The organism is Couchioplanes caeruleus (assembly GCF_023499255.1).
Classification (GTDB): Bacteria; Actinomycetota; Actinomycetes; order Mycobacteriales; family Micromonosporaceae; genus Actinoplanes; species Actinoplanes caeruleus_A.
Map to the genome: position 1 here is coordinate 1,079,261 of NZ_CP092183.1, position 16,527 is coordinate 1,095,787.

Annotated in this window: 17 protein-coding genes; 9 read left to right on the top strand and 8 right to left on the bottom strand. The window is 72.3% G+C overall.

Annotation, left to right across the window (positions count from 1 at the left end):
* Positions 1–115: 115 nt before the first annotated feature.
* The 6 genes from COUCH_RS05100 to COUCH_RS05125 all read right to left on the bottom strand — a co-directional run bounded on the left by COUCH_RS05100 (position 116) and on the right by COUCH_RS05125 (position 7,007).
* Positions 116–589 (bottom strand): hypothetical protein, encoded by a 474-nt coding sequence (locus tag COUCH_RS05100; RefSeq protein ID WP_249610940.1) that lies wholly within the window; start codon positions 587–589, stop codon positions 116–118.
* A 639-nt stretch (positions 590–1,228) separates the two neighbouring features.
* Complete coding sequence (locus COUCH_RS05105; RefSeq protein ID WP_249610941.1) at positions 1,229–2,617, bottom strand: TldD/PmbA family protein; 1,389 nt, start codon at positions 2,615–2,617, stop codon at positions 1,229–1,231.
* On the bottom strand, positions 2,614–4,050 hold the full coding sequence (locus COUCH_RS05110; protein WP_249613570.1) for a TldD/PmbA family protein: 1,437 nt from the start codon (positions 4,048–4,050) through the stop codon (positions 2,614–2,616). Before COUCH_RS05110 ends, COUCH_RS05105 begins: the two co-directional genes overlap by 4 nt.
* 99 nt (positions 4,051–4,149) lie before the next feature.
* A complete protein-coding gene (locus COUCH_RS05115) occupies positions 4,150–4,704 on the bottom strand; it encodes a Uma2 family endonuclease (RefSeq protein ID WP_249610942.1) in 555 nt (184 codons plus the stop codon).
* A 39-nt stretch (positions 4,705–4,743) separates the two neighbouring features.
* Positions 4,744–5,262: a Uma2 family endonuclease gene (locus COUCH_RS05120; RefSeq protein ID WP_199510662.1), complete on the bottom strand. Its 519-nt coding sequence runs from the start codon at positions 5,260–5,262 to the stop codon at positions 4,744–4,746.
* Complete coding sequence (locus COUCH_RS05125; RefSeq protein ID WP_430640887.1) at positions 5,259–7,007, bottom strand: prolyl oligopeptidase family serine peptidase; 1,749 nt, start codon at positions 7,005–7,007, stop codon at positions 5,259–5,261. The genes COUCH_RS05120 and COUCH_RS05125 overlap by 4 nt, the downstream gene beginning before the upstream one ends.
* Positions 7,008–7,112: 105 nt before the next feature.
* Between COUCH_RS05125 and mshB the strand changes: the two genes are divergently transcribed.
* The 5 genes from mshB to COUCH_RS05150 all read left to right on the top strand — a co-directional run bounded on the left by mshB (position 7,113) and on the right by COUCH_RS05150 (position 11,735).
* Positions 7,113–7,961, top strand: coding sequence for an N-acetyl-1-D-myo-inositol-2-amino-2-deoxy-alpha-D-glucopyranoside deacetylase (gene mshB, locus COUCH_RS05130; RefSeq protein WP_249613571.1), 849 nt, complete (start codon positions 7,113–7,115; stop codon positions 7,959–7,961).
* Positions 7,958–8,401, top strand: coding sequence for a hypothetical protein (locus COUCH_RS05135; protein ID WP_249610944.1), 444 nt, complete (start codon positions 7,958–7,960; stop codon positions 8,399–8,401). The genes mshB and COUCH_RS05135 overlap by 4 nt, the downstream gene beginning before the upstream one ends.
* 83 nt (positions 8,402–8,484) lie before the next feature.
* Positions 8,485–10,221, top strand: a complete 1,737-nt coding sequence (locus COUCH_RS05140; RefSeq protein WP_249610945.1) for a VanW family protein — start codon at positions 8,485–8,487, stop codon at positions 10,219–10,221.
* Positions 10,222–10,239: 18 nt separating this feature from the next.
* Entirely contained in the window at positions 10,240–10,704 is a 465-nt protein-coding gene (locus COUCH_RS05145) for a hypothetical protein (RefSeq protein ID WP_249610946.1), read from the top strand.
* Positions 10,705–10,835: 131 nt separating this feature from the next.
* Positions 10,836–11,735 (top strand): hypothetical protein, encoded by a 900-nt coding sequence (locus COUCH_RS05150; protein WP_249610947.1) that lies wholly within the window; start codon positions 10,836–10,838, stop codon positions 11,733–11,735.
* Positions 11,736–11,756: 21 nt separating this feature from the next.
* Here the strand turns inward: COUCH_RS05150 and COUCH_RS05155 are convergent, their stop codons facing one another.
* The gene (locus tag COUCH_RS05155) at positions 11,757–12,272 is read right to left on the bottom strand and encodes a GAF domain-containing protein (RefSeq protein WP_249610948.1); all 516 of its coding nucleotides are present in this window, start codon (positions 12,270–12,272) and stop codon (positions 11,757–11,759) included.
* Between the two features lie 148 nt (positions 12,273–12,420).
* On the opposite strand from COUCH_RS05155, the gene COUCH_RS05160 reads away from it, so the two are divergent.
* The gene (locus COUCH_RS05160) at positions 12,421–12,978 is read left to right on the top strand and encodes a PAS domain-containing protein (RefSeq protein WP_249610949.1); all 558 of its coding nucleotides are present in this window, start codon (positions 12,421–12,423) and stop codon (positions 12,976–12,978) included.
* A gap of 5 nt (positions 12,979–12,983) precedes the next feature.
* A complete protein-coding gene (locus tag COUCH_RS38805; RefSeq protein WP_275980065.1) occupies positions 12,984–13,901 on the top strand; it encodes a methyl-accepting chemotaxis protein in 918 nt (305 codons plus the stop codon).
* 8 nt (positions 13,902–13,909) lie between these two features.
* Here the strand turns inward: COUCH_RS38805 and COUCH_RS05170 are convergent, their stop codons facing one another.
* Positions 13,910–14,878, bottom strand: a complete 969-nt coding sequence (locus COUCH_RS05170) for a GNAT family N-acetyltransferase (RefSeq protein ID WP_249610950.1) — start codon at positions 14,876–14,878, stop codon at positions 13,910–13,912.
* 173 nt (positions 14,879–15,051) lie between these two features.
* Between COUCH_RS05170 and fdxA the strand changes: the two genes are divergently transcribed.
* Positions 15,052–15,378, top strand: coding sequence for a ferredoxin (gene fdxA / locus COUCH_RS05175; protein WP_106127678.1), 327 nt, complete (start codon positions 15,052–15,054; stop codon positions 15,376–15,378).
* Positions 15,379–15,380: 2 nt separating this feature from the next.
* Positions 15,381–16,469 (top strand): succinyldiaminopimelate transaminase, encoded by a 1,089-nt coding sequence (gene dapC, locus COUCH_RS05180; RefSeq protein WP_430640888.1) that lies wholly within the window; start codon positions 15,381–15,383, stop codon positions 16,467–16,469.
* The last annotated feature ends 58 nt before the right edge of the window (positions 16,470–16,527 follow it).

Sequence of the window (16,527 nt, forward strand, 5' to 3'; positions counted from 1 at the left end):
GTTACAACGAAGGTCAGGTCGATGCCGCGTAAGGGAAGGCTTAGGGCCTGACGTCACTTTCCGGGTGCCTGACACGGGGTTTGCACGCGTGCGGTGGACCGGTCCGGCTTCCGGGTCACAGGTCGGGTGCGGCCAGCCGGCGGACCGGTCCGGCGCAGGCTTCCGGGGAGTATCGGACCAGCTCGTCGGCCACGGCCCGGCCGTCGCCGGTCCGGGGAGCGACGAAGAACGCGGGCGTACGTGACTTCGCCTGCGCATCCAACCCCTCGGCATAGGCGGTACGCGCATCCACCAGCTGCCGCCACCCGTCGGCGGCCCACCGGTCCCGAACCTGCGTCACGTAGATCCGCGCGGCGGCGTTCTCGTCCCGTACGGCCGTCGCCCGGGCCTGCGGTGACGTGGTCGCACCGGGCGGAGTGAGGCGGTTGAGGCGCTGCTCGAGCTCCAGGCAGGCGGCATCGCGGAGGCTGCGGTCCTCATGAGCCTCGGCGGCATCGTCACGGAAGTCGGCGACCTTCGAGACGACGGCGAGCCCACCGGCGCAGAACGCGACGACGAGCAGGGCGGCGCCGACGGAGATCCCGGCCACCAGCCAGCGACGACGGCGACGTTTGCGGGCGTCGGTCTCCGGTCCGGCGGGGGAGAGGCGGGCGGCCCGGGTACGGCCGGGTGTGGCCTTCCCGGCGCGGAATTTCGGGGGAGTGACGCCGGATTGGGTGGTGGGCTGCTCTTGCGTGCCTGCGCCGGCCGGCGGGCTGGTGCCGGGTCGCGCGCCGGCGGTGGAGCCTGCGCCGGCGTTCGGGGCTGCGGGTGAGGTCGCACCGGCCGAGACACCGCCGGCTCCGGCGCCGCCGGCTGGAACCGCTCCAGGCCCGGGGCCGCCGGCTGGGACTGCTCCGGGCCCGGGGCCGCCGGCTAGGACTGCTCCCGCTCCGGCGCCGCCGGCTGGGACTGCTCCGGGCCCGGCGCCGCCGGCCGGGACGGCTCCGGACGTGGCGCCGCCGGTGGGGGACGGTCCGGCGGCGGCTGCGCCGGCCGGTGGGCCCGTGGTCGGCTCGACGGCGTCGTCGGGCCCGGCGCCCTCGGCGTCCCGGTCTCGTCCCTGGTCACGTGGCGTGTCGCTCACGGCCCCAGTGAAACATGACGGTCAACCTCCTGCCGGTCGGCGCAGACCGCCGCCGTCCACGATGCCCAGCGCCGCGCCCGCGACCTGCGGTCCACGCCGGCGTCAGCCTGATGCGTTGCCGGTCAGGTTCCAGGACGCCAGGTGCAGCGCCGGGGCCGTGTATCGGACGCCCGACCAGCGGTCCGGCACGGCCACCGCTTCCGCGCCCACGCCGAGGACCGCTCCCGGCCCGAGCGCCTGGGGGTACGACTGGGTGAAGCGCATGTTGCTCACCGCCGCGGTGACCTCGCCGTTCTCGACGAGCCAGACGCCGTTGCGGGTGAGGCCGGTGATGACGAGGCTCTTCTGGTCGAGCACGCGGGTGTACCAGAGGTCCGTGATGAGCAGGCCACGGCGCATGCCGGCGACGAGGGCGCGGGCCGAGGAGGCGGTGGGGCCGGCGCTCGGTTCCGGTACGGCGTTGGCGATCGGTCCCGCCGCGAGGTGGAGGTTGGCGGCGATGGGACCCCAGGAGCGGGACGCCGCGGAGGCGTGGCCCGTGGATGCCGAGCCCGCCTCGGCCGCTGACGTGCGGTCGTGGCTGACCGCGCGCGTGACGCCGTCCTCGACGAGGAGGAGCGTGGCGCGGGGCGTGCCTTCCATGTCGAACGGCAGCGTCGCGCCCAGCGGCTCGTCGGTGATGGTGATGCCGCGGTCGAACTGCTGGGCGCCCAGCTCGGCGAACGACTGGTGCTGGGCGTATGCCTTGCCGTTGAAGCCGAAGCTCGCCAGGTTGTCGAGCAGGTCGGCCACCGCGGTCGGCTCGAGCACGACCTCGTAGCGTCCCGGCGGCAGCTCGACCGGGGAAGTGGCGGCCCGCGCCTTCGCGGCGGCCCGGGCGCCCAGGGCGGCGCCGTCGAGCTCGGCGAGGCGTCCGGCGGCCCGGCGCGCCACGCCGTCCGCCCCGGCTAGGCGGGCGATGCCGTCCATGGCGGCCTCGGCGGACCGGCCGTGCACGGTGTGGCCGGCGGTGTTGGCGAAGGCGCCGGACGCGTACGCGGTGCGGCAGAAACCCGCGGTCTCCAGTCCCTCGGCGGCCTGCACGAAGTCGCGGACCCGGATCGCTCGTTCCCGGGGACCCGCCGCAGCGGTGGCTTCGTCGTACCCGGCGTCGGCCGGCAGCGGGGTCGGCGGGGTGAGGCCCGGCCAGGCCGGGTCGGGTGGGGACAGCCGGGCCGCGGCGACCGTGCGCTCGACCAGCGAGCGCAGGCCCTCGGCGTCGGTGACGGTGGTGGAACCGGATGCCGTACGGCCGTCGAGGTGCAGCCGCAGGCTGACGGTCGTGGTGGCGTCGGCGACGTTCTGGTGGATCGCGGAGTTGGCGAAGCGGGTCAGCGCCTCGGCCGTGTGGGCGGCGACGACTTCCGCCTCGGCGCCGGCCCCGGCGAGGCTGCGGGTCAGCTCCACGACCCGCCCGGCCAGGTCCACTTCGGCAGTCACTGGCGTGGTCATCCCCGGACCCCCACCCGTACGTTCGTGAACCGTGCCGGCGCCGCGGGATGGCCGGTGTGGCCCACCTGGCCGGGCTGGCCCTTGCCGCAGTTGGGCGTGCCCCACGCGACCGTCTCCGAGGACAGCATGTCCATCGACTGCCAGAACTTCGGACCGATACCCGTGTACGTCGGGTTGCGCAGCATCCGCCCGCGCTTGCCGTTCTTGATCTCCCATCCGATCTCGCAACCGAACTGGAAGTTGAGCCGCCGGTCGTCGATGGACCAGGAGCGGTTGATGTCCATGAGGACGCCGTCGTCGGTGGCCGCGATGATCTCGTCGAGGGTGTGCGGTCCCGGCTCCAGCCCGACGTTGGTCATCCGCACCATCGGCAGCCGTGCCCAGCCGTCCGAACGCACGCTGCCCGCATAGTCGAGGCCGGCCATCGCCGCCGAGTCACGCCCGGCGAGCACGCCGACCCAGATGCCGTTGCGGACGGCGTCGCGCGGGGCCGCGGGTGAGCCCTCGTCGTCGTATCCGAAGCTGCCCAGCGCGCCCGGGATCGTCGGGTCGATGGTGATGTTCATCAGCTCCGAGCCGTAGCGCAGGCTGCCCAGCCGATCGAGATCCAGCCAGGACGTGCCGGCGAACGCCGCCTCCCAGCCGAGGATGCGGTCCAGCTCGATCGCGTGGCCGACGGACTCGTGGATCTGCAGGGCGAGCTGCTCGCCGCCGAGGATGAGCGTGGTCTCACCGGAGGGGCACAGCGGCGCCGTCAGCAGCGCGCGTGCCTCGTCGGCCATCCGTGCGGCGTTGTCGGTCAGCGCCAGCTCGTCGACGAGCTCCCAGCCGCGGGTGCCGTACTGCCCGCGGTGCGACGGCCAGGAGCGGCGCTGGATCTCGCCGTCGCCGTACGCGCTGGCGGTGATGCCGGCGCCGCACTCGCGGATGTGCTGGTCGATGCGGTGGCCGTCGCTGGAGACGAACCACTTGCGGGTGTCCCAGATCTGGTAGATGCCCTCGGCGAGGTCGGCCCCGGCGTCGCGCGCCGCGGCCGTCGCCGCGACCAGCAGATCGCCCTTCGTGGACAGCGGCACCGAGAGCGGGTCGATCTCGCACGGGCTGGCCCAGCTGGCCGTCCCGGCGCCGGCCGGGACCAGGTCGATCGCCGGCCCGGGCACGAGAGCGCTGGCGGCGGCGATCTCGGCGGCCCGGCGCCCGGCCGCGCGGGCGGCGGCGTCGGACAGGTCGGGCACGGCGTAGAAGCCCCAGCTGGAGCCGACCAGAGCCCGCACCCCGAGCCCCGCGCTCTCGTCGGAGCTGAGGTCCTCGACCTCGCCGTCCCGGGCGCTCATGGTCTCGGTGCGGCGCAGCATGACCCGGGCGTCGGCGTAGCGGGCGCCCGCGTCGAGGGCTGCCTGGACCGCCGCACCGGCCTCGTCGAAGTGATCCACGCTCATGAACCAGACCCTAGGGGACGGGTACGACAAAGAAGGGCCCATCTCCCCGCGCGGGGAACCCCGGAAACGGTTCGTGGCTCGCGGCGGTGTGGTTCACCTGGGAGGCAGCAGCTCCGCGGTGGCGATCGCGGCCCTGACCGGCTCTTCCAGGTGAAGAACCTCACCCCACGGCGTAACCGAGTGCTCGGTGTAATGCTGGCCTTTGAGCCGGTACAGGTGCAGAGCGCCGGTTTCCTGCTCGACGAGGAGATACCAGGGGATCCCCGCTGCGGCGTAGTAGTGCATCTTCAGCACCTTGTCGGCGGAGGCGTTCGACGGCGAGACGATCTCGCACACGAGCAGCACCGCCTCCGCATCAACGACGAGCTGATCGAAATCGATCGGTCTCGTGATGACGAGGTCGGGGATCGGGATGCGTCCGTGCTGAAGTCGCACATTCACGGCCTCCAGCACGAAGAGCCCTGCTTCGCGGGCCGCTCGCCTCAGCGCGAACGTCAGCTCAGAGGAGATGTGCTGGTGGCGGGGGGTGGGGGCGGGCGTCACGTACAGGCTCCCGTCGAAGAGTTCGACGCGCTCGCGAGTCTCACCGAGCGCGAAGAAGCGCTCCTCGGTCATCGGCAGTCCATCGCCGAAGATGGCGGACGTCATGAGCGCGATTCTTCCACGTGCCTGAGCTAACTGGCCACGTCAGAGGTTGAGGCCGGTGACGCGGACCAGCTGCATCACGGACTGCTCCACGTACCCCTGTGCCGTCAGCATGTTGCTGTGCAACAGCCCACGGTCCGGTTCCGCGACCAGGTAGCACGGGATCCCGGCCTGCGCGTACGCGTGCATCTTCAGCGTCCAGTCCACCGTCGCGCTCGCCGCCGACGTGATCTCGCAGACCAGGCGGACCGACTGGGCCTCCACCAGCGGGATGTCCGGGTCGATCGCGCCCGCGATGATCAGGTCCGGCACCGCGATGCGGCCCGGGGCGAGGCGGACCGGGACGCCGGTGATGACGTTCAGGTCGGAGCGGCCGGCGCGCAGCGCGTTGGCCAGCGCGTTGAGGATCATCTGGTGGCGGGGGGTGTCGCGGGGGCAGGTGAGGACGTTGCCGTCCCAGAGTTCGGAGATGGCCGAGGTCTCGCCGAGCCGGAGGTAGTCGACCTCGGTGGTCGGCAGGGCTTCCATGGGCAGGCTGCGGCCGATCAGCGCTGACGTCATGCACACTCCCGGATCACGAACTGAAGTTCCTCTGACAAACCCCCGGCGGGGGAGACCAGCAAAGAAGGGCCGGCCGGTGCGAGCGCGTGGTGCTCGTACACGTCCGGGTTGTCGGCCTGGCTACCCAGATAGCGTTCGGCGAACGGCGGCGCCAGGTTCGTCCAGTCGGTGATCGGGTCGCGGGCGACACCGCACCGGAACACGTCCGCGCGCCGTTGCACCGCGAGGGCCGCGAGCCATCCGCCGAGGCCGGTGCCGCGGACCGCCACCCGGTCCAGGTCCAGGTCGGGGTGTTTGCCGGTGAGGGCGTGCAGGGCGTCGACCTGGTCGGTCAGGCTGACATCGGCGAGCCGGCGGTACACCGCCTTCTCGAAGCTGGGCGCCACTCCGGGCGTACCCCTGGTGTCGACGCTGACCACCGCGAAGCCGGCGTCCGCCCACCATTGCCGTTCCTGCCACCGGGCCGCGTCCTGCACCACATGCTGATGACCGGGGCCCTCGCCGAGCTCCACCAGCACCGGCAGGCGCGTGCCCGTCACGTGACCGGCGGGGTAGAGGACCGCTGCCGGCAGCCGGCGGTCGGTCACCCTTTCAAAAACCGGGTGCGGAGCGTACGGGAGCAGCGCCGCGTCCGACGGCAACGGGATCGTGGCGGCGCCCCGGTGCACCGTCGAGTCGATGACGAGGACGTCGCCGCCCACCTCGGCGGTGTGCCAGCCCGGCTGGTCGGTGAGCGTACGGGCCTTCGCGCCGCCGCTGCCCAGCGCCGTGCGCACCGCGTACACGTGTTGTTCCGAAGGTTCTCCCTCGGCGCCTTCGACGATCAGTTCCTGGGTGTCGCCGAGCACACCCACGACGCGGCGCACGTAGAGGCCGGGCGGGGTCAGGAGGCTGCCGTCGGCGAACAGACAGCGGGCGTCGAAGCCGTCGTGGGCGAGTTCGCCGCCGACGAGGACGCGGCCGTCCGGCAGCAGCAGCGGCGTTCCCGGCACCGGCTCCACCCAGCGCGCGTCGGCGAGTTCCGCGTGCACCTGGGTCTCTCCCGTACGCGGGTCGACCGACAGCACCAGGCCGTGCTGCTGGCTGCGGCGCAGCACCGCGATGAGGGCGTTCCCGGTGCCGGTCCAGCGCACGTCGACCAGGTACGGGTACGTCTCCCGGTCCCAGTGCACGTCGACCCAGCCGCCGTACAGGTCGAGCAGGTGCAGGCTGATCGACCCGGCGCTGCGTACGGCGAGGATCTGGCTGCCGTCGGGCGACCACCACCACCCGCGGGTACGCCCGAACTCGGCCGCGACCGGCTCCGGCACGCCCCAGGACACGCCGGTGCCGGGTTCCCCGGCCAGCAGCTGGTCGGTGCCGCCCTCGTCGATGACGCGCAGGGTGCCGTCCGGTGTGGTGTAGCCGATGACGCGCCCGGACGGGTCCGGCCGTGGCTCGACGACGGTTGCTGCCGCAGCTGGCAGCGCCGGGCCGGAGCTGAACAGCCGCCCGTCCCGTGCCCACGCGAGCACGCACAGATCGGACGAGCCCGCGTACGAGCTGATCGGCCCGTCCGCCACCTTGGTGACCGTTCCGGACGCCACCGCGAGGACCCACAGCGCCGCCGCGGGGTCGTACGGCCCCGCGGAGCGCAGGAACGCCACTCGGGCGCCGTCCCCGCCGACCGTCACGGCGTGGGGTGCGCCGAAGCGGAACCGACCGGTCCGGCCGGCGAGTTCGGGATACTCCACGCCGACCAGCATCGCTGATCGGAGCCCCTCCGCGCGGGTCAAACAGCAGACGAACCGGCGCGGCGGGGCGCGCGTAAAGTGGCGCGGGTGACGAACGCCCTGCCCGCACGCCGCCTCATGCTCGTGCACGCCCACCCCGACGACGAGGTCACCGGCACCGGCGCCACCATGGCCCGCTACGCCGCCGAGGGCGCCCACGTGACGCTGGTGACCTGCACGCTGGGCGAGGAGGGCGAGATCCACGTGCCGGCGCTGGCGCAGCTGGAGGCCCGCCAGGCGGACCAGCTGGGCGGCTGGCGCATCGCCGAGCTGGAGCGCGCCTGCGCGGCGCTGGGCGTCACCGACCACCGCTTCCTCGGCGGGGCGGGACGCTACCGCGACTCCGGGATGATGGGGCTGGAGACCAACAACCATCCGCGCGCGTTCTGGCAGGCCGACCTCGAGGAGGCCGCCGCGCTCTGCCTGGAGGTCATGCGGGAGGTGCGACCCCAGGTGCTGATCACGTACGACGAGAACGGCTTCTACGGCCATCCCGACCACATCCAGGCTCACCGGGTGGCGATGCGCGCGGCGGAGCTGGCCGAGGCCGAGGGCTTCGGGCCGGAGAAGATCTACTGGACCGCCATGCCGCGCAGCGTGCTCGAGGGCGGCATGGAGGCGTTCCGCGGCATGGACGACAACCCGTTCGCCGACGTGGAGAACGTCGACGAGCTGCCGTTCGGCCACCCGGACGACGAGATCGCGGCCCGCATCGACGGCACCGACTTCTACGAGCAGAAGGTCGCCGCCATGCGCGCGCACGCCACGCAGATCCCGGACAACTCCTGGCTCTACGGCATCGCCGGCGACTTCGGCGGGGAGTTCATGGGCGTCGAGTACTTCACGCTGGTCAAGGGCGAGCGCGGCGAGGTCAGCGGTCCGCACAAGTGGGAGAGCGACTTGTTCAGCAACGTGGTCGGGCGATGACGCTGGAAGCGCCCGCTCCGGCGCCGCCCACCGACGGGCCGGCGCCGCAGCGTACGGGTCTGGAGCGGCTGATCAGGATCGGCGGTGTGACGGTCTCCGTGCTGGCCACGGTCCTGTCCGCGGTGCTGGAGTTGTTCCTGACCCCGTTGCGGGCCGGCGGCGTGCCGCTCGGGCTGGCGGTCGTCGTCGCGGTGGTCGGCAACTACGCGATCGCTTGGTTCGCCCTGACCACCGTGGGCCGGCGCTGGGCGCTGGCCCTCCCGTGGGCGATCTGGACCGCGATCATGTTCTTCGCGGCCGGCACCCGTACGGCCGAGGGCGACTTTCTGATCGCCGGCGACAACTGGATCGCGCTCGTCATGATCCTGGCCGGCAGCCTGACCTTCGCCGTCTTCACCTACCGGGCGATCCTCCGCGGGCCAACCGTCACAAAGTCATGACATCGGGTCGTGGCGTTTGTCGCCGCTGATCGCCGGGTTGCAGACTGGCGCGGAGTCCGCCGCCGCCGTCGAAGGGGACCCCGTTGACCTCCGTCTCCGAAGACGTCCCGCAGCCCACCGCCCCGACCGGTGCCCCGGCCCCCGCGGCCGGTGAGCCGGGTCGGGTCAACCGCACCCGGATCGTCGTCGTGGCCACGGTGGCGACCGTGCTGATCGCCGCGGCCGGCGTGGCCGCGTGGGCATACGGCGGCGACGTCCCCCGCGGGACCAGGCTCCTCGGCCTCGACCTCGGCGGCAAGTCCCGCACCGAGGCCGAGCGGGCGGTGACCGACACGTTCGGCCCGCGCACCGCCGACCCCGTGACAGTCGACCTCGACGGCAGGACCGTGCGGATCGCGCCCGCCGAGATCGGGCTGCGGCTCAACGTCGAGCTCACCGTCGGCAAGGCGATGCGCGGCAGCCCGAGGCCGTTCGGCGAGCGCGCCGTGCTCCCGGTCGTCCAGGTCGACCAGGCGAGGCTCGAGGCCGCGCTGCGCCGCCAGGTGGACCCGAAGAAACTCACCTTGAAGAAGCCTGGCATCGCCTATGCGGGGCTCACGCCGAAGCCGACGTATCCGGCGGCCGGCCGCGGCCTGGACCCGGCGGCGGCCGCGTCCGAGGTCCGCAAGGCCTGGCTCGTCGGTGGCACCGCGCGCGTGCCGCTGGTCGAGAAGCCGCCGGCGACCAGCCGCGAGCAGGTCGACGCCATGGTGGCCGACCTGGCCGTGCCCGCGGTGGCCGCGCCCGTCACCGTGGAGGTCGCGGGCAAGTCGCTGACGCTGTCCCGGGCGGCGCTGGCCAAGGGGGTCGTGTTCCGCTCGGACGACAACGGCCTGCTCACGCCCGCGATCGACGGCGCCAAGCTGCACGCCGCGGCCGCCGGGGCGTTCGCCGCGGTGGAGAAGGAGCCGAAGCCGGCCCGCGTCGTCCTCAAGGGCGGCAAGCCGTCGATCGTGCCGGGCGCCGCCGGTGACGTGGTCGACCTCGACGCGCTCGGTACGGCGCTGCTCGGCGTCCTGCGCAGTCCCGCCCCGCGCACCGTCGAGGCGTCCCTCGCCCGGCAGGAGCCCGACGTCACCGCCGCGGACATCGCGAGGCTCGGCGTCAAGGAGAAGGTCTCCACCTTCACGACGTACTTCACCGGCGGGGCGAGCTCGCCGCGCAGCCAGAACATCATGACGATCGCCCGCCACGTCGACGGCGCCATCGTGCGGCCCGGCGAGACGTTCTCGCTCAACGCGCACACCGGCGAACGGGACTACGCCTCCGGCTATCAGGACGCGCCCGTCATCGTCGGCGGCAAGCTCGAGCCCGGCGTCGGCGGGGGCGCGTCGCAGTTCACCACCACGCTGTTCAACGCGGCGTACTACGCGGGGCTGGAGGACGTCGAGCACAAGCCGCACTCGTTCTACTTCTCGCGCTACCCGGCGGTCATCGAGTCGACGATCTTCTACCCGACGCTCGACCTCAGGTTCAAGAACACCACGCCGTACGGGATCCTCATCGACACGTCGTACACGAGCAGGTCGGTGACCGTGTCGATGTGGAGCACGAAGGTCTACGACAGCGTCAAGACCGTACGCAGCCCCCGCCGCAACATCACGTCGCCGCCGACCGTCTACCGCGAACCGGGCCCGAGGTGCATTTCTAGCAGCGGACTCCCAGGCTTCACTCAGGATGCGTGGCGCGTCATCCGCAAGGATGGAAAAGAGGTCGAGCGCGAGAAGTTCACCTGGCGCTACGATCCCGAACCACGATTCATCTGCGGCGAGAAGCCGTGAGCCTGCACGGAGGACGGCATGAGGCAGCGTTGGGTGAGGATCGCGGTGCTGGCCGCGGCGCTGTTCGCGATCAATGTGGTGGCGCGCCTGGTGACGCGCCTGGGCTTTCCTGACAACGACACGGCGGAGAACAGGGTCAGCATCGCCATGTTCGCCGTGATCGGTCTGGTGCTCGCGGGCGTCACGTTCGTCCGCTCGCAGCGGGTTCCGCCCAGCGTCTGGCTTCCCGACCTGGCCGCCGCGGCGGTCGGCGGCATGCTGCTCACCATCCTGGTGGGGCCGTTCGTCAGCGGCGACTACCCGTTCTCGGGCGGGGCGGGCAACTTCTTCTCGCAGATCTGGCTGTACGGCGGCTTCGCCATCGTCGGCACGCTGCTCGGCTACTGGCTCGCCACGATGCTCGGCCGCGACTACCGCTCGAAGTCGCTGAAGGCGTTGGCCACCGCGAAGGTGACCCGGCCGCGCCGCGTCGTGCGCCGCTGAGCGGAGGCGCCGGTTTCACAGGCCAGGCCCCCGTCGGCAGCAGCTCGGCGGCGGGCGCTGAGCCGGTTCCCGAACGGGCAGATTCCCCGAGACGGCTCGTACCCCGGCGGTGCGAGCCGCATCATCGGAGCGTGCGGATCGCCGGAGCGTTGTCCCTGGTCGGGTGGTACCTGGCCACGGCCGTGATACCGCTCGGCCTGGCCGCCGCCGCCCGCCCGGTCGAGGCGGCCCGCTTCGGCGGCCCGGAGCTGACCTGGTGGATCGTCGCCGCGGCCGCCCTGCCCGCTGCCGTCGCCGCCGCTCGTCTCCCGCGACATGTCGGCGCGGCGATCGGCGCCGGGTTGGCAGTCGCCGCGATGTACGTCGTCGTGACGGTGGCCGTCTACCGGCTCGTCTTCCCGATGGAGGCGCATCCCGTCCACGCCGGGGTGCTGCTCGCTCTCCTGCCCGCGCTGGTGGGTGCGGTGGCAGGCCACCTGATCGGGCGCAGGTTCCGGGACCGGCCGGAGCCCGGGTTGGTGAAGGCCGCCGTGACCGGTGCCTTGATCGCCCTGTTCGGGGCGCTGATGATGCCGGGAACCATGGCGGACGCCGCCCAGTTCAGCGCCGTCGAGGTGACCGGGCCGGACCTGTACGCGCTGGGTCCGGGGCAGATCGTGGTGCCGGCGGCGGCCCGGTACACCCTGCTGGGCGACGGTGATCCGCCCCCGGACCCCGGCTGCCGGCTCGCCCGGCCGGGCGCAGCCGACGTGCCGGCCGAGCCGCTCACTGTGCAGCCGGAGGAGGCCGGCTACGACGCCACCCCGGCCACGAAGACGATCGCGGACGTCGATGTGGCGGTCGCCGGCATCTACGGTCTCACCTGCTCGCCCACCGGGGACGGCACGGACTACCGGCTGGTGCGACGGCAGTCGATCAGCCCGGTCGCCGACTCGGTGATGCGGTGGCCGCTACCCCTGATCATGCTGGTGGGCGCGCTGCCCGGCCTGGCCCTCGTGGCCGGGGCGGTACGTCGCAGCCGGCCCGAGTGAGCCGCGTAGGGGGCGCTGCGGTCAGAGCCGGGGGATCCTGCGGTACTCCTCGAGCAGCCGCACTGCCTGCCGCCCTCCCTCGTGCAGGACATCGAGGTCGGCGGCGGGCAGGGTGCGAGCCTTGGTGTCGGCGACGCAGTGCGCACCGACGACCGTGCCGTCGGCCGTGACCAGCGGAACGCCGACATAGCTGCGGATGCCCAGCACCCGGAAGGCGGGGTGGGCGGCCAGCTCCGGGTCGGCGGCGGCGTCGGCGACCGCGTACGTGTCGCGGGAGAGCACGACCCGGGCGCAGAACGACCACTCCACCGGGGTGGCGAGGTCGGCGGGCGACTGCGCGGAGAGCCCATATTCGCCGGCGAGCAGCTGGGCATAGTCCAGCACGACGGTCACAGCCGCCACGGGCCAGTCCACCTGCTGTGCCGTCGCTGCGGCCACGGCGTCGAGTTGCCGTCGCAGATCCGGGTCGAACAGGTCGTGGGTGGCGATGCTGGCCAACCGATCCGGTGAAGCGAGATCGGCGTACGTGTCTGCCATGGCGTCGAATCCTCCTCGATTGCCGCTGCTGGTGTGTACATCGGCGGGAATCAGGACGAACTGACCGGAATACCTTCCGGCCGGTAACCACTCAGGTGCGAGTGTGACGGTGTCGATCAGCGGAGTAGCCGACGAGCCTGGAGCCGCGATGAGAGCCACCGCCGTACGCCCGACCGGGGTGGAGCGCACCTTCGACCAAGGACGTCTCATCGTGTCCAAGACCGACACCAAGGGGATCATCCGGTACGCCAACCGGCTGTTCCTGGAGGTGTCCGCCTACGGTGCGGAGCAGGTCATCGGGCAGCCGCACAACGTGATCCGCCACCCCGACATGCCACGGGCCGTCTTCCACCTGCTGTGGGAGCGCCTCGGCGGCGGCCATGAGGTCTTCGCGTACATCAACAACCTGGCCTCGGACGGCGCCCACTACTGGGTGCTCGCGCACGTCACCCCCTCCGTCGACGCCCACGGCCGCACGGTGGGGTATCACTCCAGCCGGCGCGTACCGGACCGCCCCGCGGTGCAGGCAGTCGATCAGCTGTACGCGCGCCTGCGCGCCGAAGAGTTGCGGCACAACCGGCCGGCGGACGCGGTAGCGGCGTCACGGCGGCTGCTCGCGGCGGAACTCGAGGGGCGTGGCCAGAGCTATGACGAGTTCGTGTGGTCGCTGACCGCGGACGCGGCGACGGTGGGGGCGGGACGATGAGCGGGATGCGACTGTTCGCCGGCGGAGGCGGTACCACTGCGGTGGTCGACGGCGGCGTGGCTCCGTACCGGATCGCCGTGCAGGCCATGATCGAGGTTCTGGTCCGGTTGCGCGACGGCGACTTCGAGGCCCGGCTGCCGCAGTTCGACGGTCCTGACGAACTGCGGGTGCTGCAGGACGTCTTCAACGACGTCGTCGACGTCAACGACGCCTTCGTCCGCGAGGCTGCGGCGTCGCTGGGCGCCGCCAGCCGTGGCGAGTACCACCGGCAGTTCCTGACCCGCGGGCTGCACGGGGCCCACCGCGTCGCCGCCGAGAACATCAACGGCGCTCGCGACCACATGCACCGGACCGCCGATTCCGTCGCGCGCAGCGAGGCGGAGCGGGCGACTCTCGCCGAGCGCGTCCAGCAGGTCGCCGAGCAGGTGGCCGCCGCATCGACGGAACTCGGCGCCACGTCTGACGCGCTGGCCGTCTCCGCACGGCACGCCGTGGACCGCACGGACGGCGCGGTGGCCACCATGAAGACGCTCGACGAGGCGTCGCAGCAGATCTCCGACGCGGTCACGCTGATCAAGCGCATCGCCGCGCAGACCCGGCTGCTCGCGCTGAACGCCACGATCGAAGCCGCGCGCGCGGCCGAGGCCGGCCGCGGCTTCGCCGTGGTCGCCAGCGAGGTGAAGACCCTGGCCGACGAGGTCAACCGCTCCTCCGACAACATCGCGGCCCAGATCGACGATGCGCAGCGTGCCGCCGGTCAGGCTCGCGCCGCCATTCACGACATCGCCGTCGTCATCGCCGAGATGGACCATCAGGTGGCCGGGGTCGCCGCGGCGGCGGGCAGCGGCCTCGACGGGCAGCAGGGGCTGTCGCACCTGGCGGAAGCGTTGCGGGCGGAGATCGAACGGCTCGTCGCCGACTGACGCGGCGCTCAACGCTGCCGCGGACCCTCGCGCGTCAGGTAGGTGTGGTGCGTGCTGAAGCCCATCTTCTGATAGAGCGCCACCGCCGCCGTGTTCCGCTCCTCCACCTGCAGATATGCCCGCGCCGACCGCTGCTGCACGGCCCACTGCGCGAGCGCCCGCAGCACGTGGGCGCCCATGCCCCGTCGCCGCGCGGCCGGAGCGGTCTGCAGCAGCGACACCCCGAGCCAGCGGTCCGGCCCGCTGACCGCGCCGCGGGCCACCGCGAGCAACTCACCCTCGGCGTCGTGCACATGGGCGAAGACCGCATCGGGTACGCCGGTGAGAATGCGTTTCGCCGTCGCGGGCAAGGTGCCCTTGTGCTCGGCCACCATCTCGAACCAGGCGTCCGTGGGGGAGTCGGCGAGCTCGACCGTCGGCAGGTCGGCCCGCGCCGGCGACGCGTCCACCAGCGCCGCGACCCGGGCCGTCTGCACGAGGGTGAGGGGGCGGGCCGTCCAGCCGCGGGCGTCGAGGGCGGCGTTGACCGGCGCTGCGAGCGGCATCGGCGTGTTGATGAGAGGTTGCTGGCCGCGGGCCGCGTACCACTGCTCGACCGCGTCGATCGCCGCCTCCAGCGTGCGGTCGGGGTCACCGACGGCCAGGGCCGAGTTGGCCCGGCCGGTCCAGTTGTCGGCGGCGCGCAGGATCCAGGCGCCGAGCCGGGCCTGCACCGGCGCCGGCCAGCCGTCGTTGGCCGCCAGCTCCAGGGCCACGACGTCCGCCGCGGGCGGCCTGCGTGCGGGTGGCACCCGCTTGGCGCGGTGCACCTCTTTGAGGGGCACGCGAACCGTCCCCTTGGCCGTCGCGAGAGTGAGATCCGTCTCCGTCAGCTCCACCAGTTCCCCGAGTGCGTCGGTGAAAAGCGGACGATCCTGGGAAACGCCTACAATTCGGCGAACCACCACCCGGTGTCCCACATCCTGCCGTCGGAGCACGTGCCACCTCCTCCCGGCGAGATACTAGGCTCTGCCCGTACCGCCGTGCTTGCCGCGGCTGGGCTCTGTGAGGACAGCAAGGCTCTGTACAACAAGGCTCGAGTTAGGCACAGCAAGGCTCGAGTTAGGCACAGCAAGGCTCTGAGCTAGCAGGCTCTGGAAGGGAAAGACCCGTGACTTACATCATCGCTGAGCCGTGCGTCGATGTGCTCGACAAGGCATGCATCGAGGAGTGCCCGGTCGACTGCATCTACGAGGGCAACCGGATGCTCTACATCCACCCCGATGAGTGCGTCGACTGCGGGGCCTGTGAGCCGGTCTGCCCGGTCGAGGCGATCTTCTACGAGGACGACGTCCCGGAGCAGTGGAAGGACTACACGAACGCCAACTACGAGTTCTTCGAGGACCTCGGCTCGCCCGGCGGCGCGTCCAAGGTCGGCAAGATCGAGAAGGACGCGACGTTCGTGGCGGCCCAGCCGCCGCGCGGGGATGCGCACTGACCGTGGTGTCGGCGTCGCTGCCTGATTTCCCCTGGGACCTGCTGGAACCGGCCAAGGCGGTCGCCGCCGCGCACCCGGGCGGCATCGTCGATCTGTCGGTCGGCACGCCCGTCGACCCGGTTCCGGCGTCGATCCAGGCCGCGCTGGCGGACGCCTCCGACGCGCCGGGTTACCCGCTCACCGCGGGGACCCCGGCGCTGCGGTCGGCGATCGCCGGGTGGGTGGCCCGAGCCTGCAACGCCTCGGGTACGCCCGCGGTCCTGCCCACCATCGGCTCCAAGGAGCTGGTGGCGTGGCTGCCCACGCTGCTCGGCATCGGGCCCGGTGACGTGGTCCTCATCCCGCAGGTCTGTTACCCGACGTACGAGGTGGGCGTACGCCTCTCCGGCGCCGAGGTGGTCCGCTCCGACTCGCTGACCGCCCTCGGTCCCAACCCCCGGGTGAAGCTGGTCTGGGTCAACTCGCCGTCCAACCCGACCGGCCGCGTCCTGCCCGTCAAGCACCTGCGCAAGGTGGTCGACTGGGCCCGCGAGCGCGGCGCGATCGTGGCCAGCGACGAGTGCTATCTGACCCTGGGCTGGGACGACACCCCGGTCTCGGTGCTGTCCGACGAGGTCTGCGGCGGCGACTACACCGGCGTCATCGCGGTCCACTCGCTGTCCAAGCGCTCCAACCTGGCCGGCTACCGCGCGGGCTTCGTCGGCGGCGACCCGGCCGTGATCGGCGAGCTGCTCGCGGTCCGCAAGCACGCCGGCATGATCGTCCCGGCGCCCGTCCAGGCCGCGATGATCGCCGCGCTCGAGGACGAGACCCACGTGGCCGACCAGCGCGCCCGGTACGCGGCCCGCCGGGAGGCCCTCCGCGACGCGCTGACGGCGGCGGGCTTCCGCATCGAGCACTCGGGCGCGGGCCTGTACCTGTGGTCCACCCGCGGTGAGGACTGCTGGAAGACCGTCGACTGGCTGGCGGAGCGGGGCATCCTGGCGGCACCGGGCGCCTTCTACGGCCCGGCCGCGGCCCAGTACGTCCGCATCGCACTGACGGCCACCGATGAGCGGGTCGCCGCCGCGGTGGCCCGGCTCGCCGCCTGACCATCCTCTGACAAGCTGTCCACAGGGGTGCACGCGGATCGCTTGCGGTCGCTACTCT

Coding starts and splice junctions, on each gene's coding strand:
- COUCH_RS05105 (WP_249610941.1), bottom strand. CDS start 2,617: ATGACCACGCCAGTGACTGCCGAAGTGGACCTGGCCGGGCGGGTCGTG.
- COUCH_RS05115 (WP_249610942.1), bottom strand. CDS start 4,704: ATGACGTCCGCCATCTTCGGCGATGGACTGCCGATGACCGAGGAGCGC.
- COUCH_RS05120 (WP_199510662.1), bottom strand. CDS start 5,262: ATGACGTCAGCGCTGATCGGCCGCAGCCTGCCCATGGAAGCCCTGCCG.
- COUCH_RS05125 (WP_430640887.1), bottom strand. CDS start 7,007: ATGCTGGTCGGCGTGGAGTATCCCGAACTCGCCGGCCGGACCGGTCGG.
- mshB (WP_249613571.1), top strand. CDS start 7,113: ATGCTCGTGCACGCCCACCCCGACGACGAGGTCACCGGCACCGGCGCC.
- COUCH_RS05135 (WP_249610944.1), top strand. CDS start 7,958: ATGACGCTGGAAGCGCCCGCTCCGGCGCCGCCCACCGACGGGCCGGCG.
- COUCH_RS05145 (WP_249610946.1), top strand. CDS start 10,240: ATGAGGCAGCGTTGGGTGAGGATCGCGGTGCTGGCCGCGGCGCTGTTC.
- COUCH_RS05155 (WP_249610948.1), bottom strand. CDS start 12,272: ATGGCAGACACGTACGCCGATCTCGCTTCACCGGATCGGTTGGCCAGC.
- COUCH_RS05160 (WP_249610949.1), top strand. CDS start 12,421: ATGAGAGCCACCGCCGTACGCCCGACCGGGGTGGAGCGCACCTTCGAC.
- COUCH_RS38805 (WP_275980065.1), top strand. CDS start 12,984: ATGCGACTGTTCGCCGGCGGAGGCGGTACCACTGCGGTGGTCGACGGC.